A 22,467-nucleotide genomic window follows, 5' to 3' on the forward strand; every position below is an offset into this window, starting at 1 on the left:
CAAGCCTTCGGCGGCCGTCATCCGGCGGTCGCCAGACCACGGATCCGTCATGACCACGATCGACCGCCGCCGCGTCCTGGCGGGGCTTTCAGCCGCCCTCGGCCTCTCGACTGCGCCCTCGGCCCTGTTGGCGCAGCAACCGGCTGCTGCGGCCGAGCCTTCGGCCGAGCCGCAGCCACGCTTCGGCTTCGACCATGTCGTCAGCCGGGCGCGCGAGATCGCGGCGGTGGCCTATGAGCCGGGCCCGAACCTGCCCGAGCCGCTCTCCCGCCTCGATTTCGATGCCTGGCGCGACATCCGCTTCCGGCCCGAGCGGGCGCTGCTCGCCCAGAACGGCAGCCCGTTCCGGATGCAGATGTTCCACCCCGGCTTTCTCTTCACCCGCCCGGTCGTGGTCAATGTGGTGCGCGACGGCGTGGCGACGCCGGTGCCCTATGCGGCCAACCTGTTCGACTATGGCCGCGTCAAGTTCGAGAAGCCGCTGCCGGTCAATCTCGGCTTCGCCGGCTTCCGGCTGCATTACCCGCTCAACGACCCGCGCATCTTCGACGAGCTGATCTCCTTCATCGGCGCGAGCTATTTCCGCGTGCTGGGCCGCGACCAGCGTTATGGCCTGTCGGCGCGGGGTCTCTCGATCGGCGCCGGCGTGCCGGGCGAGGAGTTCCCGATGTTCCGGGAGTTCTGGGTCGAGGCGCCGGCCGCCAATGCCGAGCGCGTCACGATCTACGCCCTGCTGGATTCGCCCTCCGTCACCGGCGCCTATCGCTTCCACGTCTATCCCGACGTCGACGCGGTGGTCGATGTCGGCGCGACGCTGTTCCCGCGCAAGCCGATCGACAAGCTCGGTCTGGCGCCGCTGACCTCGATGTTCTTCACCGGCGAGAACGACCGCCGCTTCCATGACGACTTCCGCACCGAGCTGCACGATTCCGACGGGCTGATGATCCACTCCGGTACCGGCGAGTGGATCTGGCGGCCGCTGCGCAATCCCAGGCAGCAGGCGATCTCGTCCTTCGTCGAGCGCGATGTCCGCGGCTTCGGCCTGATGCAGCGCGACCGCGTCTTCGAGCATTATCAGGACCTCGACCTGAACTACGAATTGCGGCCGTCCTATTGGATCGAGCCGCAGGGCGACTGGGGCGAGGGCGTGGTCGAACTGATCGAAATTCCCACCACCGACGAGACCAACGACAACATCGTCGCGCTCTGGGTGCCAAAGGTGCCCCTGGAGCCGGGGCGGGCGTTCTCCTTTGGCTACAAGCTGACGGCGATGCTGGATTCCAGCGACCTTCATCCGGGCGGGCGGATCATCAACACCTATCAGGCCAAGCCCAAGGCGCTCGGTTCGGGGGAGCCGGTCAATGCGGGCGCGCGACGCTTCATCGTCGACTTCGCCGGCGGCGATCTCGACTATCACCTCAAGCAGCCGGAGAAGGTCGAGATCGTGCCGTCGATCGCCTATGGCCGGATCGACCGCGCCTTCATCGTGCCAAACCCGAAAACCAATGGATTCCGCGCCTTCATCGACATCGTCGTCGAACCCGGCCAGCTGGCCGAGATGCGGGCTTTCCTGAGGAGCGGTGACAAGACCCTGACGGAGACCTGGAGCTATCCCTGGCGGGCTGAGAGCTGAGCGGGCGCGACCAAAGGTCTGCACCTCCCGCCGGAACGGGCCGGAGCGTTCGGGGTTGATGACAGGAGCCGGGCGAGGCTCGTGCGAAGCCTGAGGAGAATGCGGAATGGGTCTGCTCGTCGACGGACAATGGCGCGACCAGTGGTATGACACCGCCAAGAGCGGCGGTCGCTTCCAGCGCCAGGACAGCGCCTTCCGCCACTGGGTCACCGCCGACGGTTCCCCGGGCCCGAGCGGCGAGGGCGGCTTCAAGGCCGAGCCCGAACGCTACCTCCTCTATGTTTCGCTCGCCTGCCCCTGGGCGCACCGCGCGCTGATCTTTCGCGCGCTCAAGGGACTGGAGGCGATGATCGACGTCTCGGTCGTGCACTGGCTGATGCTCGATCAGGGCTGGACCTTCGCGGATGGGCCGGGCGTGGTGCCGGATCCGATAGGCGGGGCGCGCCATCTGCACGAGGTCTATACGCGCGCCGATCCGCACTACTCCGGCCGCGTCACCGTGCCCATTCTTTGGGACAGGAAGCGCGGGACCATCGTGAACAACGAGTCCTCCGAGATCATCCGCATGTTCAACAGCGCCTTCGACGGGATCGGCGCCAAGCCCGGCGACTTCTACCCGGCCGAACTGCGGGGCGAGATCGACGCGCTGAACGAGCGCATCTACGGCACCGTCAACAATGGCGTCTACAAGGCCGGCTTCGCGACGACGCAGCAGGCCTATGAGGAGGCGGTCGGGCCGCTCTTCGAGACGCTGGACTGGCTGGAGGAGCGTCTCGAAAGCCGCCGCTTCCTCACCGGCGACGCCATCACGGAAGCCGACTGGCGGCTGTTCACCACGCTGATCCGCTTCGACGCCGTTTATGTCGGCCATTTCAAATGCAACATCCGGCGCATCGCGGACTATCCGCGGCTCTCCGCCTATCTGCGGCGGCTGGCAGCGGTCGAGGGCGTCGCGAAGACGATCGATTTCGACCACATCAAGCGGCACTATTACGAGAGCCACCGCACCATCAATCCGAGCGGGATCGTGCCCGTGGGGCCGGATCTGGCCGAGCTGCTCGGGGCGGTCTAGCCGGCGCGGGGCGCGGTCATATCCGTTATTGCGAGCGTAGCGAAGCAATCCAGATGCAGTGCGCTCGCCAAGTCCCCTGGATTGCTTCGCTTCGCCCGCAATGACGGTTTGAGAGCTAGCCCTTCTTGCCCCTGACGCCCGGCCGTTTCTTTCGTCCGTAGAGCTCGAGCCGGTGGCGAACGAGTTCGTAGCCGAGCTCGGCGGCGATGCGGCGCTGCAGCTCCTCGATCGCGTCGGAGGAGAACTCGATCACCTCGCCGCTCTCGATGTCGATGAGGTGGTCGTGATGCTCCTGGTCGGCGTGCTCGTAGCGCGAGACGCCGTCCTCGAAGGCATGGCGCTCGATCGCGCCTTGCGTCTCCAGCACCTTCATGGTGCGATAGACCGTCGAGAGCGACAGTGTCGGGTCGAGCGCGAAGGCACGGGTGAAGATGCCCTTGGCATCGGGATGGTCGTCGGCCTCCGCCAGAACGCGCAGGATCAGCCGGCGCTGCTGCGTCATCCGCAGCCCGGCATCCTTCAGTTGGCCCTCGAAGCCGGCCACGCGCTGCGCGATTCCCGTCATGGCGATGGCATAGCAATTCTGAGACGCATGTGCAAAAACTCCTTATTGCAAATGTTTCGCAACTGCATTGACAGATGCAAGTGCGTTGCAATAGCGTGTCATCACAATCAGCCGACAGGAGCCGACATGTCCACCCGACGATCCGTCCTGCTCTCCGGGGCCATGCTGTTGGTCGCTGCACTGGCCACCCCGTCGGGCGCAGCACTCGCGCAGGACAAGAAGCTGCGCGTCGTCACCACCTTCACGGTCATTCAGGACATCGCACAGAACGTCGCGGGCGAAGCGGCGATCGTGGAATCGATCACCAAGCCGGGCGCCGAGATCCACGATTACCAGCCGACGCCGCTCGACGTGGTGAAGGCGCAGTCGGCCGATCTCGTGCTCTGGAACGGGCTCAATCTCGAGCGCTGGTTCGAGCGCTTCTTCGACAACGTGAAGAACGTCCGCAGCGCCGTGGTCAGCGACGGCGTCGCGCCGATGGGGATCACGGAGGGGCCCTATCAGGGGCGGCCGAATCCGCATGCCTGGATGTCGACCAGCAATGCGCTGATCTATGTCGAGAACATCCGAAAGGCGCTGGCGGCGGCCGATCCGGCACGGGCGGAGGTCTACGCCGCCAATGCGAAGGCCTATGCCGAGCGCATCCGGGCGGTCGACGCGCCGCTGCGGGCAAGGCTCGACAAGGTGCCGGAGGCGCAGCGCTGGCTCGTCACCAGCGAGGGCGCCTTTTCCTATCTCGCCCGTGACTATGGCTGGCGCGAGGCCTATCTCTGGCCGATCAATGCCGACCAGCAGGGCACGCCGCAGCAGGTGCGCCGGCTGATCGACCTCGTCCGCAAGAACAAGATTCCGACCGTGTTCAGCGAAAGCACGATTTCCGACAAGGCCGCCCGGCAGGTCGCGCGCGAGACCGGCGCCCGCTATGGCGGCGTGCTCTATGTCGACTCGCTTTCTGCCGAGGGCGGGCCGGTGCCGACCTATCTCAAGCTGCTCGAAACGACGGTCGACACCCTGGCAAAGGGCTTCGGCCAGTGAACGCAGCGGCCGCCGGCGCGCAGGAGGGCGTGGCCTCGATCGCGGTCGATGGCGTGACCGTGCGCTATGCCAGCGGCGTCACCGCGGTGACCGACGCGTCCTTCCGTCTCGGCGCGGGCACGATCTGCGCGCTGGTCGGCATCAACGGCTCGGGCAAGTCGACGCTGTTCAAGACGCTGATGGGTTTTCTGAAGCCGGCGCGCGGGTCGGTCTCGATCGCGGGGCTCCCCGTGGGCCAGGCGCTGAAACGAGGCCTCGTCGCCTATGTGCCGCAGGCCGAGGAGGTCGACTGGACCTTCCCCGTCCTGGTCGAGGACGTGGTGATGATGGGCCGCTACGGCCATATGGGCTTTCTGCGGATCGCGCGGCAGGCGGATCGCGAGGCGGTCGAGCAGGCGCTGGCACGCGTCAACATGCTGGAGTTCCGCACCCGCCAGATCGGCGAATTGTCCGGGGGCCAGCGCAAGCGCGTCTTCCTGGCGCGTGCGCTGGCGCAGGGCGGGCAGGTCATCCTGCTCGACGAGCCTTTCACCGGCGTCGACGTCAAGACCGAGGATGCGATCGTCGGACTGATGCGCGAATTGCGCGAGGAAGGCCGGCTGATGCTGGTCTCGACGCATAATCTCGGCTCCATCCCGGATTTCTGCGACCAGGTCGTGATCATCAACAAGACGGTGCTGGCGGCCGGGCCGACCGCGACGACCTTCACCCATGACAATCTCCAGCGCGCTTTTGGGGGAGCGCTGCGGCATTTCCGGCTGGGCGGCGCCGATCTGCATGACGACGAGGACGACCGGCGCGTCACCGTCATCACCGACGATGAGCGCCCGCTCGTGCTCTACGGCAAGCGCGACAGCGAGCGCGTCGCGGGCGGCAAGACGACCGGAGAGGCGTCAGACACGGCAAAGGATCGCGCGCCGTGATCGAATTGCTGCTGGAACCCTTCGGCTATCAGTACATGGTCCGGGCGATCTGGGTTTCGGCGCTCGTCGGCGGGGTCTGCGCCTTCCTCTCCTGCTTCCTGATGCTGAAGGGCTGGTCGCTGATGGGCGATGCGCTGGCCCATGCGATCGTGCCGGGCGTCGCGCTCGCCTATCTGCTGAAGGTGCCCTATGCGGCCGGCGCCTTCTTCTCGGGCATGCTGGCGGCGCTCGCCATGGCGCTGGTGCGGGTGCGCACGCAGCTGCGCGAGGACGCCGTGATCGGCATCGTCTTCACCACCTTCTTCGCGGTCGGGCTCCTGATCGTCTCGATCAACCCGACCTCGGTGGACGTGCAGTCGATCGTGCTCGGCAACATCCTCGGCATTTCGGACGAGGACGTCGTCCAGGTCGCGATCATTGCGGCGGTCTCGCTCCTCGTGCTGGTGGCGCGCTGGCGCGATCTGATGCTGGTGTTCTTCGACGAGAACCAGGCGCGGGCTGTCGGTCTCTCGCCGACGCGGCTCAAGATCCTGTTCTTCGTGCTGCTCAGCGCCTGTACTGTGGCCGCGCTGCAGACGGTCGGGGCCGTGCTGGTGATCGCGATGGTGATCACGCCCGGCGCCACCGCCTATCTGCTCTGCGACCGCTTCGGCCGGCTGATCTGCATCGCGGTGGCGCTGGGCGTCGTCACCAGCGCGGCCGGCGCCTATGCCAGCTATTTCTTGGACGGCTCGACCGGAGGGCTGATCGTGGTGTTCCAGACCATCCTGTTTCTGCTCGCTTTCGTCTTCGCGCCCAAGCATGGCCGCCTCGCCGCCGCGCGCGCGGCACGCGACATGGCGGAGACGGCGCCATGAGGTTTGCTCAGGTTGCTCGACGGTGTCCCTTTCCGCCGGCTTGCGGCGGGGAAGGGTTAGGGATGGGGGGGCGCAAAGCCAACGCTCCGTCTTTCGTCGTCTCGCCGAGCGGGACTGCCCCCCACCCCAACCCTCCCCACCGCAAGCGGGGGGAGGGGGCAGGTTCGCGCCGGCATCGCCCCATTCGGAGAGGGCTCACGCCATGAGCCTGATCGAAGCCTGGCTCATCGCGCCGCTTTCGCATGAGTTCATGCAGCGCGGGCTCGTCGTGGCGGTGATCGTCGGCGTCGTCTGCGCGGTCCTCTCCTGCTTCCTGATCCTGAAGGGCTGGTCTCTGATGGGGGACGCGGTGTCCCACGCCGTCCTTCCCGGCATCGTTCTGGCGCAGATCATGGGCCTGCCCCTGGCGGCGGGTGCCTTTGTCGCCGGGCTGAGCTGTTCGCTCGCCATCGGCTATCTCAAGGAGAACAGCCGGGTGAAGGAGGACACGGTGATGGGCATCGTCTTCTCCGGCATGTTCGCGCTCGGCCTCGTGATGTTCGTCAAGGTCGAGAGCGACCAGCACCTGCTGCATGTGCTCTTCGGCAACATGCTCGGCGTGCGCTGGGCGGACATCGCGGAAACGGCCGCGATCGCGCTGCCCACGGTCGCGATCATGCTGGCAAAGCGAAAGGATTTTCTGCTCGTCGCGTTCGATCCCGCCCATGCGCGTGCGATCGGCCTGCCGGTGCGGTGGCTGAATTTCGGCCTGCTGATGCTGCTGGCGCTGACGATCGTGGCCGCGCTCAAGGCGGTCGGCATTATCCTCGTCGTCGCCATGCTGATCGCGCCGGGCGCCATCGGCTTCCTGACGACGCGGCGTTTCGATGCCATGCTGGCCGTCGCCGTTACGGTCGCGACCGTGGCGAGCGTCATCGGCACGATCCTGAGCTATCACCTGGACGGATCGACGGGGCCCTGCATCGTCGTCGTCCAGGCGGTGTTCTTCCTGGCGGCACTGGCGTTCAACCTGCGCCGTTCGGCGAGACGCGCAGCAGTCGCCTGACCCGCTCGCGCATCCGTGATGCGCCCCGATGGAATAAAGCCCCCGCGCTTGCGTTTGGCTTCCGCCGGTCCTCCCGAGACCGGGGTCGAGGGGCGGACAGCCCAGTGGTCCGCTCCGTATTTCAGGGGTCAAAATGACACTCGATGCCGATCAAAATCGCCGAGGCTTGCTGCGGATGCTCTTGGGGCTGCCGATCGCGGCGGTTCTTGGTATCGCCGCAACGACGGCGGTCCGTGCGGACGACGATGATGACGACGATGACCGCCGTCGCCGTTGGAGCGGTCGCAGAAGGCGCAATGATGACGACGGCGACGATGATCGCCGCCAGCCTTCGCGCCGTTCGCGTCGTCGGGACGATGATGACGACGACGACGATTGAGTTCTGTCGCGTCTGCACGTTCGGCCCCGCTGCTCGCCATCGAGCGGCGGGGCTCTCATTCGTCAGGCCGCCTGCTGGCCGGTATCGTCCTGGGCGCGGGTGACGGTGATGGTCTGGGCCAGGCACTGGCAGTTGAACTGGCTGGTCAGGAAGGCGATGTCGGCGGCGTCCCGGCCAGTCGCGATCCGGACCATGCCCTCGACGGGGGCCAGCCGCGTCGGATCGACCAGCCACCAGCGCCCGTCGAGATAGACCTCGAAGACGGCGTGGAAGTCCGGCGGGTCGAGGTCGAGCGCGTAGGCGCTCACCGCCCTTGCGGGAATGTTCAGCGCCCGCGTCAGCGCGATGCCGAGATGGGTGAAGTCGCGGCAGACGCCGGCGCGGTCGATAAAGGTGTGCTGCGCCGTGGTCTGGGCGTGGCTGACGCCGTGGACATAGTCGAGATGCTCGTGCAGCCAGTCCAGGACGGCCAGGATGCGGGCACCGCCGCCCTCGATGCTGCAGAACTCGCGCTGGGCGAAGCGCATGAATTCGTCCGAGGGCGAGAACCGGCTCGGCAGCAGATAGGGCAACACCTCCTGCGGCAGCTCCGACCAGTCATGCTGGCGTGCGCCGGGCCCCAGTGGTTCGCGGCTGCCGTTGTCGACGAGCGCCCGGTAGCAGATCTCGACCTGCCCCGAGAGCGCCGCACGGAAGCGGCGTTCACCCGTCTCGGGATGGTGATCGCGCACCAGAACGGCATCGGGCGAGATGGTGAGGCTTTCCGAGAGGATCGTCTGGTCTGGGGAGCGCGCGGCCTCGATCGCGGCGATCACCTGCGTGTCGCTGTCGAAGCCATAGGTCAGCGTCGCCGCCACGTCGAGTTTCATGGGTCCCCCCGGAATGCCTTGCGCAAGACCGGGCAACGCCATGCGGGGGCGGAAGTTCCTGAGGCTCAGGCCGCCTTGGCGTCGAGCCCGATCTCAGGTGCGATCTCGGCCAGGATCGCGTAGGAGCGCTTCCGCGCCTCATGGTCGAAGATCGGCGCCGTGACCATGATCTCGTCCGCCTGTGTCGCGGCGATGAAGGCGCCGAGCTGGCGCTTCAGCGTCTCCGGCGAACCGATGAAGGCGTAGCGCAGCATTCCCGCGACATGCGCCTTCTCGGCCGGCGACCAGTAGGTCTCGATGTCGTCGATCGGCGGCTGCAGCTTGCCGCGCTGGCCACGCACCATGTCGACGAAGCGCTGCTGCAGCGAGGTGGCGAGATAGCGGGCCTCGGCGTCGGTCTCGGCGGCGATGACGTTGATGCCGGGCATGGCATGGGGCCGCGCGAGCTGCTCGGAGGGCTTGAAGCGTTCGCGATAGACGGCCAGAGCCTGCATCAGGGCATCGGGCGCGAAATGCGAGGCGAAGGCATAGGGCAGGCCGAGTTCGGCGGCGAGTTGGGAGCCGAACAGGCTCGAGCCCAGGATCCAGAGCGGTACGTTGAGCCCGGCGCCCGGCACGGCCTGGATCGCCTGGTTCGGCCCCGCGGGGGCGAAATAGGCCTGCAGTTCGAGCACGTCCTGCGGGAAGCTGTCGGATGACATCGGGCTGCGTCGCATCGCCCGCATCGTCATCTGGTCGGTGCCGGGCGCTCGGCCGAGACCGAGATCGATGCGGCCGGGGAAGAGAGCTTCCAGCGTGCCGAACTGCTCAGCGATGATCAGCGGCGCATGGTTGGGCAGCATGATGCCGCCGGCACCGACACGGATCGTCTTCGTCGCGGCGGCGAGCTGGCCGATGACGACGGCGGTCGCGGCGCTGGCGATGCCGACCATGTTGTGGTGCTCGGCGACCCAGTAACGGGTGTAGCCGAGGGCTTCGGCGTGACGGGCGAGGTCGATCGAGGCGCGAAGCGCGTCGCCCGGCTCCTCGCCTTCGCGGACGGGAACGAGGTCGAGAACGGAGATGGCGACCATGACGGGCTCTCTCGGGGCTCCGGCCCAAGGCCGGCTGCGATGGAGCCTAGATGGGGCCGGGACGGTCGTCGTTCCAGTAGGAGGGTCGGACGGTCATGGCCTCCCTGCGCCAACGGTCTGCCCCGGTGGCGGACCGTCGGCGCGGTCACTGGCGATCGCGCCGCAGATCGCGGGCGCGATGTCGCGATAGGCGCGCTCGTAGTCGGCGAGATGCAGACCGTCCATTCTTGGCATGCCGCGGCCGAAGCGATCCTCGATGCGGCAGGAGGCTTCAGTGCGGCATGCGGCCTCGGCCGAAGCGGCAATATCGGCGGCGACCTGGCCCGAGAAGACCAGTTCCTGGCTCGGCTCGATCCGCGGGAGCGTGGCGACGATGACGAGCTCCGACTTGCCGACCAAACGCCGGAGCAGCGCGCGGAAGGCGTGCTGGAAGCGGATGACGGCCTCTGGCGGCTCGCGGAAGCGCTTGCGGTTGGCGTCATTGGTGCCGACGGCGAGGATGATCGCGCGCGGCGGGTGGGGGAGGGTGAGCCTCGCGAGGAAGGCGTCTGCATCCGCCGTCGTCGCGCCATGCAGGCCGGCATTGATGAGCGGCAGGCCGCAGAGCTCCCGCGCATGCCAGCGGGCCACATGGGAATCGCCTAGCGCCAACAGATAGTTGCCGTCGACGCGGCGCAGATCGGCCGACACCTGCGCGAGGCGCTGGTCGCGATAGGACGGGGCGGCGTTCGCGATCCGGCCGATCGCGACGCCCGCCAGGGACCCGAAGGCGAGGGCCAGGGGGACGACCGCCAGCAGCGCCAGCAGCCAGCGCCGCGCCGAAGCGCCGTCGGGCCGGATCGGGTTCCGGCGATCCGGGCTGCGGGTGAGGCTGCAATGGGTCACGAGGTCCCTCCATCGGAGTAGGCCGGGCAGTGCGCGGTGGTCGCCAGACGAGGCGAGGGGGCCGGTCGGAAGCGCCCCGTCACCGGGTCTCGATAGGCTTTCGTCTCGCAGGCGGTTTCGTCGCGCAGGACGAAGCCGTCCCGTGCGAGCAGTGAGGGCAGGGCCCAGAGCCAGAGCGCGAAGGCGCCCACCAGCACCAGCCCGGCGAGGGCCCGGGCCAGGAGAGGCGAGGAGGCGCGTGAGGTGGCGAGGGAGAGCTTGGTCATGGCGCTCACGGAACGCTGGGGCTCCGCCCGTTCTGCGGCTGCGAGTTTTCTGGATGACGTCTGGCGCAGGGCTTCTGGTAACCTTGCTTTTCCAGCCTCGGCGACAGACACAATCGGAAACACTTCCGGCCACGACCTCGCCAGCGAGCGGCGCTAGAGCCAGACGATGAGCAGAACGCCCCATATCCTGGTCGTCGAGGACGATCGCGAGATCGCGACGCTGGTGTCGCGCTTCCTGCGCAACAACGACTTCCGCGTCCGTGCCGTGCCGAACGGCCGCGAGATGGACGCGGCGCTGCGCGACGGCCGCTTCGACCTGATCGTGCTCGACCTGATGCTGCCGGGAGAGGACGGCCTGAGCCTCTGCCGCCGGCTGCGCAACGAGGGCACGATCCCGATCATCATGCTCACGGCCAAGAGCGAGGAGATCGACCGCATCCTCGGCCTCGAAATGGGCGCCGACGACTATCTGGTGAAGCCGTTCAACCCGCGCGAGCTGCTGGCCCGGATCCGTGCGGTGCTGCGCCGCGCGGGGCATGTCCCGGCGGCCGAGGTGGGGGAGAGCCCCGTTCTCGCCTTCGCGGGCTGGCGCCTCGATAAGGCGGTGCGGCGGCTGTTCAACCCAGAGGGCGAGCGCGTGGCGCTGACGGGCGCCGAACTCGACCTGCTGCTCGCCTTCTGCGAGCGGCCGCGGCGGGTGCTGTCGCGCGACCAGCTCCTCGACCTGACGCAGGGCCGCATGGCCGCTCCGTTCGAGCGCTCGATCGACGTGCTCGTCAGCCGCCTGCGGCAGAAGATGGAACGCAACCCGCGCGAGCCCGAGCTGATCCAGACGATCCGCTCCGGCGGCTACATGTTCTCTCCGGAAATCGAGCGGCCGGCGGAGAGCGCTGCGCCATGAGGCGGCTGCTGCTGCGCCTCCTGCCGGCGCGGGCCGCCGCCCAGATCACCGCCATCGTCATCGGTTCGCTGGTTCTGGCCAATCTCGTGACGATCGCCGTGCTGCTCGTCCTCCTCCCGCCCGAACTCAAGCGCGTGCCGAACCTGCCCTATGTCACGGAGCTGGTCGCGATCGCCCGGACGATCGAGGCCGCGCCGACGCCGGCGGCGAAGGCGGCCATCGTCGATGCCGCGCTCGCCTCCCACCCCAAGCTGTCCCGCCTGCCTCCGGATGCGACGGCGAGCGCGCGCGAGCCCTCCTGGCCCGACCGCCAGATGCTCGACAATCTCAGGGAGCGGTTCGGGACGGAGACCCAGGTTCTGATGCTGGACGGCGTGCGCGGCCAGGGCGGTCCGCCGCCCTTCGGGCTGCGTTTTGCCGATGGCAGCGGCCTCGTGATGGCGCCGGAGGCGCGCACGCCGCCGCCGCGCGGCCAGGCCTTTATCTTCTATCTGGCCGTGATGATCGCGCTGCTGGTCTCTCTGGTGGGGCTGCTCTCGCTCTGGGCGGCGCGGGCCGTCGCGTCGCCGCTGTCGCGGCTGGCGGAGGCCGTCGATCGCTTCGATCCCGACCGCGACACCATCGTGGCGCCGGAGCAGGGGCCGATCGAGGTCAAGCGGCTCGCCGGCGCCTTTGGCGGCATGGCCGCACGCATCCGCCGGCTGATCGACGACCGCACCCGCATGCTGGCTGCGGTGAGCCATGATCTGCGCACGCCGATCACGCGGCTGCGGCTGCGCGCCGACGAGATCGCCGATGAGCGCCAGCGCCGGGCGATCGTCTCCGATCTCGCGCTGATGGAGCGCATGGTCGGCGGGGCGCTCTCCTATCTGCGCGACGGCCGGGCCTCGGGCAGCATGGCGGCGACGGATATGCCGGCACTGCTCCAGACGATCTGCGACGACTTCGCCGACCTCGGCCACATCGTGGTTTATGAGGGGCCGATGCGCGCCTCGGCCGTCTGCGACGCCGACCAGATGACCCGCGCCGTGAACAATCTCGTCGACAATGCGATCAAGTTCGGCGGCCGGGCGGTGGTGAAGCTGGACGACACCGATCCTGCCGCCATCGCCATCGAGGTCGAGGATGACGGGCCCGGCATCGCCGCCGACGAGCGGGAGAAGGTGTTCGCACCGTTCTATCGCAGCGACCTGGCCCGTACGTTGAAGGAGGGCAGCGGTTTCGGGCTCGGACTGTCGATCGTCAGGGCGATCGCGGAAGCCCATCGTGGCAGCCTGACCCTGGCCGACCGCGAAGGCGGGGGCCTGCGGGTGCGGATCGCCTGGCCGCGCCGCTGGTAGGGAACGCGGCGTCCCATTTCGCGTTGACCCCGGATATGCCCGCGCACGGGCGACATCAGGGGGTCGACATGACGACGAGCACCAATCCCGCCAAGGAAAGCCTGCGCCAGGAACAGCAGGAGCAGCGCGAGGCCGCCAAGAAGGGCCCCGACGCCGAGCTCGACAAGGCGCTGAAGGACACCTTCCCGGCCAGCGACCCGATCGCCGCCCAGACGCCGATCAAGCCCGGCGCCGCCGACGACAAGGCGTCCTGAGCGTTCAGGCGCGCTGGTAGAGCAGCCGCGCGCGGATGGTGCCCTCCAGGGCCCTGATCTCGCGCAGGATGTCGCGTGCATCGGCGCCGATGCTCTCCGCCTCCATCACGACATAACCGATCTCGCCGTCCGTCTGGTAATTCTGGGCGGCGATGTTGACGTTGCGCGCGGCGAAGACGTCGTTGAGGCGGCGCAGCATGCCCGGCACGTTGCGCTGGACGTGGATGAAGCGGGTGCCGACCGGGCGCGGCGTCAGCTGCACCTGCGGGAAATTCACCGCGCCGACGGTCGAGCCGACATCGGAATAGTCCAGCAGCTTGCGCGCGACCTCGGCACCGATGCGCTCCTGCGCCTCCTCGGTCGAGCCGCCGACATGCGGGGTCAGGATCACATTGGGGATGCCCTGCAGCGGGGAGACGAAGCGGTCGTTGTTCGAGGCCGGCTCGACCGGGAAGACGTCGACGGCTGCGCCGGCCAGATGGCCGCTCTTCAACGCGGCAGCGAGCGCGTCGAGATCGACGACGGTGCCGCGTGAGTTGTTGATCAGATAGCTGCCCGGGTTCATGGCGGCGATCTGCTCGGCGCCGATCATGCCATGGGTCTGCGGCGTCTCGGGGACGTGCAGCGAGACGATGTCGGCCGAACCCAGCAATTCGTTCAGGCTGTCGACCGGCTCGGTGTTGCCGTGGCGCAGCCGGTCGGTCTGATCGTAATAGATCACCCGCATGCCCATCGCCTCGGCCAGGGTCGAGAGCTGGCTGCCGATATTGCCGTAGCCGACGATGCCGAGAACCTTGCCGCGGACCTCGAAGGAGCCGTTCGCCGATTTGTCCCAGCCGCCGCCATGGGCCGAGACGGAGCGATCGGTGATCTTGCGCAGCAGCATCACGATCTCGCCGATCGTCAGTTCGGCGACGCTGCGGGTGTTGGAGAAGGGCGCGTTGAAGACCGGCACGCCGCGGCTGCGTGCCGCCTCGAGATCGACCTGGTTGGTGCCGACCGAGAAGCAGCCGACGGCGAAGAGCCGGTCGGCCCGGGCGAAGATCGCGTCGGTGAGCTGGGTGCGCGAGCGGATGCCGAGCACGTGGACGCCTTCCAGCGCCTTCACCAGGGCGTCCTGGTCCAGCGCCTTGGGCAGGCGCGTCATGTTGGTGTAGCCGGCATTGACCAAGAGGTCGGCGGCGGAATCGTTGATGCCTTCCAGCAGCAGGACCTTGATGCGGTCCTTGGACAGGGACAGGCGTTCGCTGGGCAGGGTCATGGGAATGGTTCGGTCTGGCGGCGGAGCGTCCGCTATAGACCGCTTGCGCCCCGACACAACCGGATTTTGGCGTGGGCTGGCGCCACGAGGGTCACGCCTTCTCGACGATCAGCGTCGCGCCCTCGACCCCGATCACCTTGACCTCGCTGCCCGCCAGCAGCTCGGGACCCGTCACGCGCCAGGAGGAATCGCCGACGCGGATGCGGCCTTCGCCGCCGAGCATCGTCGCCTCCAGCTTGAAGACCTTGCCGACGAGCTGGCGGCCGCGGTCGTTGAGCCCGGTGGCCGCATCGGGCTCCTCGTTCCGGTGGCGCATCAGGAGGCGGCCGACCAGGACGCTCACCAGGCTGAAGCCGGCGAAGACGAGGGCCGCGATCTGCCAGCCGATATCGGTCAGCCCGACGACGGCGCCTGTCAGAAGCGCCGCGAGACCGAACCAGATCAGAAAGACGCCGGGCGCGAAGACCTCGCCGCCGATCAGCACCATACCGAGGATGACCCAGCTCCAGCCGCCGAGCCACAGCATCGAAGACGCCATCGCCGATGTCCCTCAGACGCCGCTGCGGCCGGCCGGCGGCACAGAGCCGGTGCGCCGGCTCTCGACCGCGTCGTCCCCGAACACCGCCTTGGTCAGCTGCGCGATGCCGCCGACGGTGCCGGCGAGCGCGGCGGCCTCGATCGGGACGATGACCACCTTGCTGTTGGGGGCGCCGGCGATCGCCTTCAAGGCGTCGGTGTAGCGCTCGGCGATCAGGAAATTGGCGGCCTGGATGTCACCCTTGCCGATCGCCTCCGAGACCATGGCGGTCGCGGCGGCCTCCGCCTGAGCGGAGCGCTCGCGCGCCTCGGCGTCGCGGAAGGCGGCCTCCTTGCGGCCTTCGGCGGCCAGGATCTGCGCCTGCTTGAGACCCTCCGCCCGCAGGATCTCGGCCTGGCGCATGCCGTCGGCCTCCAGCACGGCGGCGCGTTTCTCGCGCTCGGCCTTCATCTGGCGGTTCATCGCGCCGACGATGTCGGCCGGCGGGAGGATGTCGCGGATCTCGATGCGGGTGACCTTGACGCCCCAGGGCGAGGCGGCGGCATCCATCACCCGCAGCAGCCGCTCGTTGATCTCGTCGCGATGCGAGAGCAACTGGTCGAGGTCCATCGAGCCGACGACGGTGCGGATATTGGTCATGGTCAGCGTGATCAGCGCCTCGTCGAGCGCCGAGACCTCGTAGCGCGCCTTGGCGGCGTCGAGCACCTGGTAGAAGGCGGCGGCGTCGATGCGGACGCCGGCATTGTCCTTGGTGATCGCCTCCTGCGAGGGAATGTCGAGCACCTGCTCCATGACATTCACCTTGTGGCCGATGCGGTCGATATAGGGGACGATCAGGTTCAGGCCGGCGCTGAGCGTGCGCGAATAGCGGCCGAAGCGCTCGACCGTGTAGTTGTAGCCCTGCGGCACGGTCTTCACCAGGAAGGCGATGGTGATGACGACGAGCATCACCAGGACGATCACGAAGATGCTGAAACCCGAGAGCGTATCCATGAGGTGAGCGTCCCCTGCCGCATTGCCCGCGCCGCCGCGGGCCGGCGACATGCAAACTGACGATTGCGACAGGCGAATGCAAGGTCGCGGCGGTGCGCGCGGCGGCGCCGGCACTCTTGGCAGTTCTTCGCTGCGGCGATCATTCCGTTGGCAGAAACTGCTTCCAGGAGGGCTGGCGAACCCGCGATTACGGTTCACATCGCGCGGCGCTTCCCGCATGATCGGGCACCTGCTGGAGAGCCGCACCATGTCCGATCCGCGCCTGCCGATCCTCGCCGAACTCGAGAAGAAGATCCTCTGGCTCGCCTCCTGGACGATCCACAATGCCAATCATCTGCGCGACAGCGCCGACGGGATGAAGGTTGGCGGCCACCAGGCCTCCTCGGCCTCGCTGGCGACGATCATGACCGCGCTCTACATCGCGGCGCTGCGGCCGCAGGACCGGGTGGCGGTGAAGCCGCACGCCTCGCCGATCTTCCACGCGATCAACTATCTGATGGGCCTGCAGACCCGCGAGAAGCTCGAGAATTTCCGCGGTTACAAGGGTGCGCAGAGCTCCCCGTCCCGCACCAAGGACATCGACGACGTCGATTTTTCGACCGGCTCGGTGGGCCTCGGCGTCGCGCAGACGCTGTTCTCCTCGCTGACGCAGGATTATGTCCGCGCCCATGGCTGGGGGCTGGAGCGTCCCGAGGGCCGCATGGTCTCGCTGATCGGCGATGCCGAACTCGACGAGGGCAACATCTTCGAGGCCCTGATGGAGGGCTGGAAGCACGGCCTGCGCAACACCTGGTGGGTGATCGACTACAATCGCCAGTCGCTCGACGCGGTCATCCGCGAGGGGCTCTACGACCGCTTCGAGACGATGTTCCGCAATTTCGGCTGGGACGTCGTGACGCTGAAATACGGCTCGCTGCAGCAGGCCGCCTTCAAGGAAAAGGGCGGCGAGCGGCTCAAAAGCTGGATCGATTCCTGCCCGAACCAGCTCTATTCGGCGCTGACCTTCCAGGGCGGGGCGGCCTGGCGCAAGCGGCTGATGGACGATCTCGGCGATCAGGGGCCGGTGACGCAGCTGATCGAGAGCCGCTCCGACGCCGAACTCTCGAGGCTGATGTGCAATCTCGGCGGGCACGACCTGCCCTCGATCCTGCAGGCCTTCGAGGCCGTCGACCATGACCGGCCGGTCTGCTTCCTCGCCTACACCGTCAAGGGCTTCGGCCTGCCACTGGCGGGGCACAAGGACAACCATGCCGGCCTGATGACCAAGGAGCAGATGGCGGGCTTCCAGAGCGCCAACAATGTCCGCCCCGGCCATGAATGGGATCTGTTCGAGGGCCTGTCCCTGCCCGAAAGCGAGATCCGCGCCTTCCTCGACCGTGTGCCGTTCTTCGCGGAAGGCCGCCGCCGGCTGAGCGCGCCGGCGCTGCCGGTGCCGGCCAAGCTCGAAGCCGGCATCCAGCCGATGATGTCGACGCAGATGGGCTTCGGCAAGATCCTCGACGAACTCGCCAAGGCGGGCGGGCCGCTGGCGGACCGGATCGTGACGACTGCGCCAGACGTCACCGTGTCGACCAATCTCGGACCCTGGGTGAACCGGCGCGGGCTCTTCGCCAAGGCCTCGATGGCCGACACCTTCAAGGACGAGCGCATCCCCTCGATGCAGAAATGGGAGTTCTCGCCGAAGGGCCAGCATGTCGAGCTCGGCATCGCCGAGATGAACCTGTTCATCAACCTCTCGGCGCTCGGCCTCTCGCACGCGACCTTCGGCGAGCGGTTGATCCCGATCGGGACGCTCTACGACCCCTTCATCTCGCGTGGCCTCGATGCGCTGAACTATGCCTGCTACCAGGATGCGCGCTTCATGGTGGTGGCGACGCCGTCGGGCGTGACGCTGGCGCCGGAAGGCGGGGCGCATCAGTCGATCGCGACGCCGCTGATCGGCATGAGCCAGGACGGGCTTTGCGCCTTCGAGCCGGCCTTCGTTGACGAGCTTTCGGTGATGATGCGCTGGTCCTTCGAGTACCTGCAGAAGGATGGCGAGGGCGACCCCGACGAGCGCACCTGGCTGCGCGACGAGACCGGCGGCTCGGTCTATCTGCGGCTTTCGACGTTGCAGCTGGAACAGCCGCAGCGCGCCATGACTCCCGAGCTCGAGAGCGAGATCATCGACGGGGCCTACTGGCTCAGGAAGCCCGGCCCCAACGCCTCGGTCGTGATCGCCTATACGGGCGCGGTCGCGGCGGAGGCGATCAAGGCGGTCGGGCTGCTTGGTGAGGACCGGCGCGATGTCGGCCTGCTCGCGATCACCTCGGCCGACCGGCTCAACGCCGGCTGGCAAGCGGCGGAGCGTGCCCGCCAGCGCGGCAACCACCGCGCCACCAGCCATGTCGAGCGGCTGCTCGGCGATCTCTCGCGCGATTGCGGCATCGTCTCGGTGCTGGACGGGCATCCCGCGACGCTGGCCTGGCTCGGCAGCGTGCATGGCCACCGCCAGAAGGCGCTCGGGGTCGAGCATTTCGGCCAGACGGGGACGGTGGCGGATCTCTACCGCCATTTCGGCATCGACGCGAACGCGATCGTCCATGCCGCGCAGGCGGCGGCGCCGGGCCGGCCGGTGCGCTATCTGAAGGCGCTGCCGTAAAGGCGCCCAACGTCATTCTCGGGCGGCGCGCAGCGCCGACCCGAGAATCTCATGACAGAAAAGAGCTGGTTTACGAGATGGTCGGGTCAAGCCCGACCATGACGTCCGCGCTCAGAAGCGCGGCGTCTCGAAGGTGTTGGCGAAGGGGTTGGTGCCCGCGCCGATGCGGCCGGGCAGGGTCTCTTCGCCGAAGAAGCTGCCGAGGTTGGAATAGGTCGGGCCGGCGGAGACGTGCTGGCTGGCATAGCGGTTCATCGAGCCGACCGGGACGACGTTGCCGGCATCGAAATAGCTGCGCTTCTGCACGGTCACGCGCAGCGGGCCGCGACGGTTCTGCGCTTCCGCGAAGGAGACCCAAACGGTCGACGCTGCAACGGAGAGGGCGAAAACGGCGGCGAGACGCTTGAGCGAACCCATGGCGACGACATCTCCAGAACAGCGGCGACCCGCTTGGTGCGAGAACGGAACTCTATGGTGAATCCTAGACTACCGTAGTTAACGATTTTGTCAGCGCGGCCACAGTGGAAATGTGTCGCTGGAGCCTCCTGCCATGCGAACGACGCCGCCCTTGCGGTCCCTCACGATCCGGCGCGTTCCCGGCGGGTAGAAGGTGGTGTTTTGGCACTGGGCGGGCTGCCCGGCCCGGCTGCCGAGATATGTCAGTGCGGCCGATTCGCGCTGCGGCTGGAGCTTCATCCGGTCGATCATGCAGGCCAGGGAGGCCGCGTTGGCGGCCTGCTGGCCGGCAGCGCAGTAGTAGCCGCCGAGCGCGAAGGCGGATGTCTCGAAGGCGTTGCGGAAGACGATGCAGGTCCGCACGCGACCGTCGAACTCCTCATAGATCAGATCGCGGCCGGCGAAGGGGCCCCAGCGGGTCGTCATGGTGTAGTGCGGCCCGCCGACCTGTGGACGCAGCGCGCGCAGGGGCTCGAACTGCCAGAACTGCGGCGTGGTGAGGGTAAAGGGGCGCCCGGCCTCGTCGGGCTCCGCCAGCACCAGCGCGGCGAAGGGCTCGCCCGTGCCGGGCCCGCCGAACTGCCAGCCCTCCTCGCGGCCGCGTGTCGGGTGCGTGGCGACGAGCGGGGACCCCGGGGTGCCCGGTGGCTCGATCGCCCAGGCAAAGGCCGGCTGTCCGCGGCCGATGCTCGGCAGCTTGCCGTAAAGCCACCAGGCCACCAGCAGGATCAGCAGGAAGACGGCGGTACCGAGGGCGAGGAAGAGGAAGCGCGCGACGCCAAGCGCAGCCGTTCCCGTGGCGCCGATCACGGCCAAGGCGCGCGGAGCGTCAGCCGACATGGTCAGCGCCTCACGGGTTTGCGCGGCCCACCGACCGCCACCGTCGCGGTCTTCGTGCGAAGCGCCGGCGTCGGCCCGTCCGCGTCGAGCCAGGAGACCTTGCGGCCGGTGGCGGAGAGGCGCGGCGTCACGCAGCCCGGCTGGCGGTTCAGTTCCGTCCGGGAGAAGGCGGCCCGCAGGGCACGGTCCTCGCCGGCATTGAGCAGGTCCAGGCGATCGATCAGGCAGACGAGCTGGCGGCGGTCGGCCGGCTTGCCCTCTGCGCCGCACCACCAGCCGCTCATCGCCAGCGGCAGCGCGCCGGGCTCCATCCGGAAGGCGATGCAGGCGCGGCTGACCTGGCCGTCGTTCAGCGTCGCGTCGGCGGCCTCGACCGGGCCGAAGCGCGTCTGGATCGCCGCCGGCAGGCCGCTGCGCTGCACCGACAGGGCGCGTGCGGCCGCCGCGCGCACGAGCGCGACGATGAAGGGCTGGGACAGGTCGTCCTGCGCCGCCTCGACGGTCAGCCGCAGCGCCAGATGGGCCTTGGGATCGGCGAGAGTGCCGAAGGTCAGCAACTCTTCGCGCCGCACCCCGTCCGGGCTTCGGCGCGCCTCGAGCGCCATTGCGGCGCGGTCGAGTTCGGGGGCCTCGAGGCTGAACATCGCGATCGGCCTGCTGATCTCGATCCAGCTGTCGCGGCCGGCCAGTGTGGTGCGCGCCGTCTGGGCGACATCGCGGCCCGGCCCCGGTTGCGGCTCGGCGGGCGGGGTAATCGTCGCCTCGCTCTCGGAAGACAGGGCCGTGACCAGGGTCGCGGCGAGGCCGATGCCGGCCGCGGCTGCGAGACCGCGCCAGGCGAGGCCCGTGGTGAGGCGGATGGCAGGCCGGCGCAGCACACGCCGCAGCATGGCGATGGGCCGGAAGAGGGCCGCGAACGCAACCTCGACCCCGTCGGCAAAGCGGATCAGGGCTTGGACGGGATCGAAGCCGGCCATGCGCAGGCGCAGCGCTGCCCAGGCGGCCCGCGCCGGCCCTGTTCCGCCGGCCGCACGCAGCTGTCGCAGCACAGCCGCCGGATCGCGCAAGAAGGACAGTAATTGACCCGACACCACTCCAGAACCCGTCTGTCCACAACGCCTCGCGGCGGCGCAGAGGCCTCACTGGTTCCGACCGTGGCGCAGGCGCTGTCAGCAGGGCGTTACCGCACCCGCGGATTCGCCGCGCAGCGTGAATCGCCGGTCAACGGGGAGGGTTAACGCGATGCGGCGGATGCGGGCCAGATTGACTTTTGGCGCTTCAGGGTGTTCTCACAGCACAGGTTCCTGCGGGGCGAAACGCCGCGGAGGGAGCTGCGATGCTGTCAGCCTTTCGGAATTGGCCCTGTGACTGTCCGTCTCACGACGAAACGCACGACCAAACCGGCGACCGGGACCACCGGCACGCCGCGCTGACGCTCGCCTCGGCTCCGGGTCCCTCTCCCCCCGGCGGGGGGCATGACGCCGGACCCGCCCCGCGACAGGGGCGGACGGTGCCGAGGGGGAGACCAACCGGGTTCATCCGAAAGGAACATCATCATGAGCTTCAAGGTCGCGATCGTCGGCGCCACGGGGAATGTGGGCCGCGAGATGCTGGACATCCTGGCCGAGCGGGCCTTCCCCGTCAGCGAGGTCGTGGCGCTGGCCTCGTCGCGCTCGATCGGGACGGAGGTCTCGTTCGGAGACAGGACGCTGAAGTGCAAGTCGCTCGAGCATTACGACTTCTCCGACACGGACATCTGCCTGATGTCGGCCGGCGGCGAGATCTCGAAGGCGTGGTCGCCCAAGATCGGCCAGCAGGGCTGCGTCGTGATCGACAACTCCTCGGCCTGGCGCATGCATCCCGACGTGCCGCTGATCGTGCCGGAGGTGAACGCCGCCGCCGTCGCCGGCTTCACCAAGATGAACATCATCGCCAACCCGAACTGCTCGACCGCGCAGCTCGTCGTGGCGCTGAAGCCGCTGCACGACAAGTATGGCGTCAAGCGCGTCGTCGTCTCGACCTACCAGTCGGTCTCCGGCGCGGGCAAGGAGGGCATGGACGAGCTCTTCAACCAGACGCGCGCCGTGTTCTCGGCCGGCGAGGTCGTGACCAAGAAGTTCCCCGCCCGCATCTCCTTCAACCTCATCCCGCAGATCGACGTCTTCATGGAGGACGGGTTCACCAAGGAAGAGTGGAAGATGATGGTCGAGACCAAGAAGATCCTCGACCCGAAGATCAAGCTCACCGCGACCTGCGTGCGCGTGCCGGTCTTCATCGGCCATTCCGAGAGCGTCAACATCGAGTGCGAGAAGCCGGTGACGGCCGACGAGGCGCGCGAGGTGCTGCGCGCGGCGCCGGGCATCCTCGTGATCGACAAGCACGAGCCCGGTGGCTACGCCACGCCGCATGAGGCGGCCGGCGAGGATGCGACCTACATCTCGCGCATCCGCGAGGATGCCACCGTCGAGAACGGCCTGGCCTTCTGGTGCGTCTCCGACAATCTGCGCAAGGGCGCGGCGCTGAACGCGGTTCAGATCGCCGAGGTGCTGATCAACCGCAAGCTGATCCAGCCGCGGCAGAAGGCGGCCTGAGGCGCTCGGTCAGCGCGATCAGACGACGGTGAGGCGGGTCCCTGCGGCCC

23 protein-coding genes are annotated in these 22,467 nt (G+C 68.1%); 11 read left to right on the forward strand and 12 right to left on the reverse strand.

The window, feature by feature from the left end; all coding sequences use genetic code 11:
- Positions 1 to 49 precede the first annotated feature (49 nt).
- Positions 50 to 1,633, forward strand: coding sequence for an OpgD/OpgG family glucan biosynthesis protein (locus tag Q8M82_RS04750; protein ID WP_305690230.1), 1,584 nt, complete (start codon positions 50 to 52; stop codon positions 1,631 to 1,633).
- 106 nt (positions 1,634 to 1,739) lie between these two features.
- Positions 1,740 to 2,705: a glutathione S-transferase family protein gene (locus Q8M82_RS04755; protein ID WP_305690231.1), complete on the forward strand. Its 966-nt coding sequence runs from the start codon at positions 1,740 to 1,742 to the stop codon at positions 2,703 to 2,705.
- A 115-nt stretch (positions 2,706 to 2,820) separates the two neighbouring features.
- On the opposite strand, the gene Q8M82_RS04760 is transcribed toward Q8M82_RS04755, so the two are convergent.
- Positions 2,821 to 3,270, reverse strand: coding sequence for a Fur family transcriptional regulator (locus Q8M82_RS04760; protein WP_305690232.1), 450 nt, complete (start codon positions 3,268 to 3,270; stop codon positions 2,821 to 2,823).
- A 162-nt stretch (positions 3,271 to 3,432) separates the two neighbouring features.
- On the opposite strand from Q8M82_RS04760, the gene Q8M82_RS04765 reads away from it, so the two are divergent.
- From Q8M82_RS04765 to Q8M82_RS04780, 4 genes are all read left to right on the forward strand, one after another.
- Positions 3,433 to 4,305 carry a metal ABC transporter substrate-binding protein gene (locus tag Q8M82_RS04765; protein WP_305690260.1) on the forward strand — a complete coding sequence of 291 codons (873 nt, stop codon included), beginning with the start codon at positions 3,433 to 3,435 and terminating at the stop codon, positions 4,303 to 4,305.
- Positions 4,302 to 5,228 carry a manganese/iron ABC transporter ATP-binding protein gene (locus tag Q8M82_RS04770; RefSeq protein WP_305690233.1) on the forward strand — a complete coding sequence of 309 codons (927 nt, stop codon included), beginning with the start codon at positions 4,302 to 4,304 and terminating at the stop codon, positions 5,226 to 5,228. Before Q8M82_RS04765 ends, Q8M82_RS04770 begins: the two co-directional genes overlap by 4 nt.
- Positions 5,225 to 6,085, forward strand: a complete 861-nt coding sequence (locus tag Q8M82_RS04775; RefSeq protein WP_305690234.1) for a metal ABC transporter permease — start codon at positions 5,225 to 5,227, stop codon at positions 6,083 to 6,085. The genes Q8M82_RS04770 and Q8M82_RS04775 overlap by 4 nt, the downstream gene beginning before the upstream one ends.
- A gap of 202 nt (positions 6,086 to 6,287) precedes the next feature.
- Complete coding sequence (locus Q8M82_RS04780) at positions 6,288 to 7,130, forward strand: metal ABC transporter permease (protein WP_305690235.1); 843 nt, start codon at positions 6,288 to 6,290, stop codon at positions 7,128 to 7,130.
- A 121-nt stretch (positions 7,131 to 7,251) separates the two neighbouring features.
- Here Q8M82_RS04780 and Q8M82_RS04785 read toward each other — a convergent pair whose 3' ends face one another.
- The 5 genes from Q8M82_RS04785 to Q8M82_RS04805 form a co-directional block, all read right to left on the reverse strand.
- On the reverse strand, positions 7,252 to 7,527 hold the full coding sequence (locus Q8M82_RS04785) for a hypothetical protein (RefSeq protein ID WP_305690236.1): 276 nt from the start codon (positions 7,525 to 7,527) through the stop codon (positions 7,252 to 7,254).
- A gap of 44 nt (positions 7,528 to 7,571) precedes the next feature.
- The gene (locus Q8M82_RS04790; protein ID WP_305690237.1) at positions 7,572 to 8,378 is read right to left on the reverse strand and encodes a transglutaminase-like domain-containing protein; all 807 of its coding nucleotides are present in this window, start codon (positions 8,376 to 8,378) and stop codon (positions 7,572 to 7,574) included.
- Between the two features lie 65 nt (positions 8,379 to 8,443).
- Complete coding sequence (locus Q8M82_RS04795) at positions 8,444 to 9,451, reverse strand: LLM class flavin-dependent oxidoreductase (protein ID WP_305690238.1); 1,008 nt, start codon at positions 9,449 to 9,451, stop codon at positions 8,444 to 8,446.
- Between the two features lie 93 nt (positions 9,452 to 9,544).
- The gene (locus Q8M82_RS04800; RefSeq protein WP_305690239.1) at positions 9,545 to 10,336 is read right to left on the reverse strand and encodes an SGNH/GDSL hydrolase family protein; all 792 of its coding nucleotides are present in this window, start codon (positions 10,334 to 10,336) and stop codon (positions 9,545 to 9,547) included.
- Entirely contained in the window at positions 10,333 to 10,602 is a 270-nt protein-coding gene (locus Q8M82_RS04805) for a hypothetical protein (protein ID WP_305690240.1), read from the reverse strand. Before Q8M82_RS04805 ends, Q8M82_RS04800 begins: the two co-directional genes overlap by 4 nt.
- Positions 10,603 to 10,768: 166 nt before the next feature.
- Between Q8M82_RS04805 and Q8M82_RS04810 the strand changes: the two genes are divergently transcribed.
- From Q8M82_RS04810 to Q8M82_RS04820, 3 genes are all read left to right on the forward strand, one after another.
- Positions 10,769 to 11,503: a response regulator gene (locus Q8M82_RS04810; protein WP_305690241.1), complete on the forward strand. Its 735-nt coding sequence runs from the start codon at positions 10,769 to 10,771 to the stop codon at positions 11,501 to 11,503.
- Complete coding sequence (locus tag Q8M82_RS04815) at positions 11,500 to 12,843, forward strand: sensor histidine kinase (protein WP_305690242.1); 1,344 nt, start codon at positions 11,500 to 11,502, stop codon at positions 12,841 to 12,843. The genes Q8M82_RS04810 and Q8M82_RS04815 overlap by 4 nt, the downstream gene beginning before the upstream one ends.
- Positions 12,844 to 12,911: 68 nt before the next feature.
- Positions 12,912 to 13,097, forward strand: a complete 186-nt coding sequence (locus tag Q8M82_RS04820; RefSeq protein WP_305690243.1) for a hypothetical protein — start codon at positions 12,912 to 12,914, stop codon at positions 13,095 to 13,097.
- Positions 13,098 to 13,101: 4 nt separating this feature from the next.
- Here Q8M82_RS04820 and serA read toward each other — a convergent pair whose 3' ends face one another.
- The 3 genes from serA to Q8M82_RS04835 all read right to left on the reverse strand — a co-directional run bounded on the left by serA (position 13,102) and on the right by Q8M82_RS04835 (position 15,889).
- Positions 13,102 to 14,358, reverse strand: a complete 1,257-nt coding sequence (gene serA / locus Q8M82_RS04825; RefSeq protein WP_305690244.1) for a phosphoglycerate dehydrogenase — start codon at positions 14,356 to 14,358, stop codon at positions 13,102 to 13,104.
- Positions 14,359 to 14,449: 91 nt separating this feature from the next.
- Complete coding sequence (locus tag Q8M82_RS04830; protein ID WP_305690245.1) at positions 14,450 to 14,896, reverse strand: NfeD family protein; 447 nt, start codon at positions 14,894 to 14,896, stop codon at positions 14,450 to 14,452.
- A gap of 12 nt (positions 14,897 to 14,908) precedes the next feature.
- Positions 14,909 to 15,889, reverse strand: a complete 981-nt coding sequence (locus tag Q8M82_RS04835; protein WP_305690246.1) for an SPFH domain-containing protein — start codon at positions 15,887 to 15,889, stop codon at positions 14,909 to 14,911.
- A gap of 247 nt (positions 15,890 to 16,136) precedes the next feature.
- Between Q8M82_RS04835 and Q8M82_RS04840 the strand changes: the two genes are divergently transcribed.
- Entirely contained in the window at positions 16,137 to 18,530 is a 2,394-nt protein-coding gene (locus Q8M82_RS04840) for a transketolase-like TK C-terminal-containing protein (protein WP_305690247.1), read from the forward strand.
- 111 nt (positions 18,531 to 18,641) lie between these two features.
- On the opposite strand, the gene Q8M82_RS04845 is transcribed toward Q8M82_RS04840, so the two are convergent.
- The 3 genes from Q8M82_RS04845 to Q8M82_RS04855 form a co-directional block, all read right to left on the reverse strand.
- Positions 18,642 to 18,947 (reverse strand): hypothetical protein, encoded by a 306-nt coding sequence (locus Q8M82_RS04845; protein WP_305690248.1) that lies wholly within the window; start codon positions 18,945 to 18,947, stop codon positions 18,642 to 18,644.
- Between the two features lie 90 nt (positions 18,948 to 19,037).
- Positions 19,038 to 19,826, reverse strand: a complete 789-nt coding sequence (locus Q8M82_RS04850; RefSeq protein ID WP_305690249.1) for a hypothetical protein — start codon at positions 19,824 to 19,826, stop codon at positions 19,038 to 19,040.
- Positions 19,827 to 19,828: 2 nt separating this feature from the next.
- Complete coding sequence (locus Q8M82_RS04855; protein ID WP_305690250.1) at positions 19,829 to 20,875, reverse strand: hypothetical protein; 1,047 nt, start codon at positions 20,873 to 20,875, stop codon at positions 19,829 to 19,831.
- A 507-nt stretch (positions 20,876 to 21,382) separates the two neighbouring features.
- Between Q8M82_RS04855 and Q8M82_RS04860 the strand changes: the two genes are divergently transcribed.
- A complete protein-coding gene (locus tag Q8M82_RS04860; protein ID WP_305690251.1) occupies positions 21,383 to 22,417 on the forward strand; it encodes an aspartate-semialdehyde dehydrogenase in 1,035 nt (344 codons plus the stop codon).
- Positions 22,418 to 22,467 lie beyond the last annotated feature (50 nt).

It is taken from the genome of Allobosea sp. (genome assembly GCF_030694325.1).
Taxonomy (GTDB): Bacteria; Pseudomonadota; Alphaproteobacteria; order Rhizobiales; family Beijerinckiaceae; genus Allobosea.

What these genes read in the sequence shown, in the direction of transcription:
- Q8M82_RS04760 (WP_305690232.1), bottom strand. Translation starts at nt 3,270, where the DNA reads ATGACGGGAATCGCGCAGCGCGTGGCCGGCTTCGAGGGCCAACTGAAG.
- Q8M82_RS04790 (WP_305690237.1), bottom strand. Translation starts at nt 8,378, where the DNA reads ATGAAACTCGACGTGGCGGCGACGCTGACCTATGGCTTCGACAGCGAC.
- Q8M82_RS04850 (WP_305690249.1), bottom strand. Translation starts at nt 19,826, where the DNA reads ATGTCGGCTGACGCTCCGCGCGCCTTGGCCGTGATCGGCGCCACGGGA.
- Q8M82_RS04810 (WP_305690241.1), top strand. Translation starts at nt 10,769, where the DNA reads ATGAGCAGAACGCCCCATATCCTGGTCGTCGAGGACGATCGCGAGATC.
- Q8M82_RS04845 (WP_305690248.1), bottom strand. Translation starts at nt 18,947, where the DNA reads ATGGGTTCGCTCAAGCGTCTCGCCGCCGTTTTCGCCCTCTCCGTTGCA.
- Q8M82_RS04830 (WP_305690245.1), bottom strand. Translation starts at nt 14,896, where the DNA reads ATGGCGTCTTCGATGCTGTGGCTCGGCGGCTGGAGCTGGGTCATCCTC.
- Q8M82_RS04755 (WP_305690231.1), top strand. Translation starts at nt 1,740, where the DNA reads ATGGGTCTGCTCGTCGACGGACAATGGCGCGACCAGTGGTATGACACC.
- Q8M82_RS04805 (WP_305690240.1), bottom strand. Translation starts at nt 10,602, where the DNA reads ATGACCAAGCTCTCCCTCGCCACCTCACGCGCCTCCTCGCCTCTCCTG.
- Q8M82_RS04815 (WP_305690242.1), top strand. Translation starts at nt 11,500, where the DNA reads ATGAGGCGGCTGCTGCTGCGCCTCCTGCCGGCGCGGGCCGCCGCCCAG.
- Q8M82_RS04765 (WP_305690260.1), top strand. Translation starts at nt 3,433, where the DNA reads ATGCTGTTGGTCGCTGCACTGGCCACCCCGTCGGGCGCAGCACTCGCG.
- serA (WP_305690244.1), bottom strand. Translation starts at nt 14,358, where the DNA reads ATGACCCTGCCCAGCGAACGCCTGTCCCTGTCCAAGGACCGCATCAAG.
- Q8M82_RS04795 (WP_305690238.1), bottom strand. Translation starts at nt 9,451, where the DNA reads ATGGTCGCCATCTCCGTTCTCGACCTCGTTCCCGTCCGCGAAGGCGAG.
- Q8M82_RS04750 (WP_305690230.1), top strand. Translation starts at nt 50, where the DNA reads ATGACCACGATCGACCGCCGCCGCGTCCTGGCGGGGCTTTCAGCCGCC.
- Q8M82_RS04840 (WP_305690247.1), top strand. Translation starts at nt 16,137, where the DNA reads ATGTCCGATCCGCGCCTGCCGATCCTCGCCGAACTCGAGAAGAAGATC.
- Q8M82_RS04835 (WP_305690246.1), bottom strand. Translation starts at nt 15,889, where the DNA reads ATGGATACGCTCTCGGGTTTCAGCATCTTCGTGATCGTCCTGGTGATG.
- Q8M82_RS04820 (WP_305690243.1), top strand. Translation starts at nt 12,912, where the DNA reads ATGACGACGAGCACCAATCCCGCCAAGGAAAGCCTGCGCCAGGAACAG.
- Q8M82_RS04860 (WP_305690251.1), top strand. Translation starts at nt 21,383, where the DNA reads ATGAGCTTCAAGGTCGCGATCGTCGGCGCCACGGGGAATGTGGGCCGC.
- Q8M82_RS04780 (WP_305690235.1), top strand. Translation starts at nt 6,288, where the DNA reads ATGAGCCTGATCGAAGCCTGGCTCATCGCGCCGCTTTCGCATGAGTTC.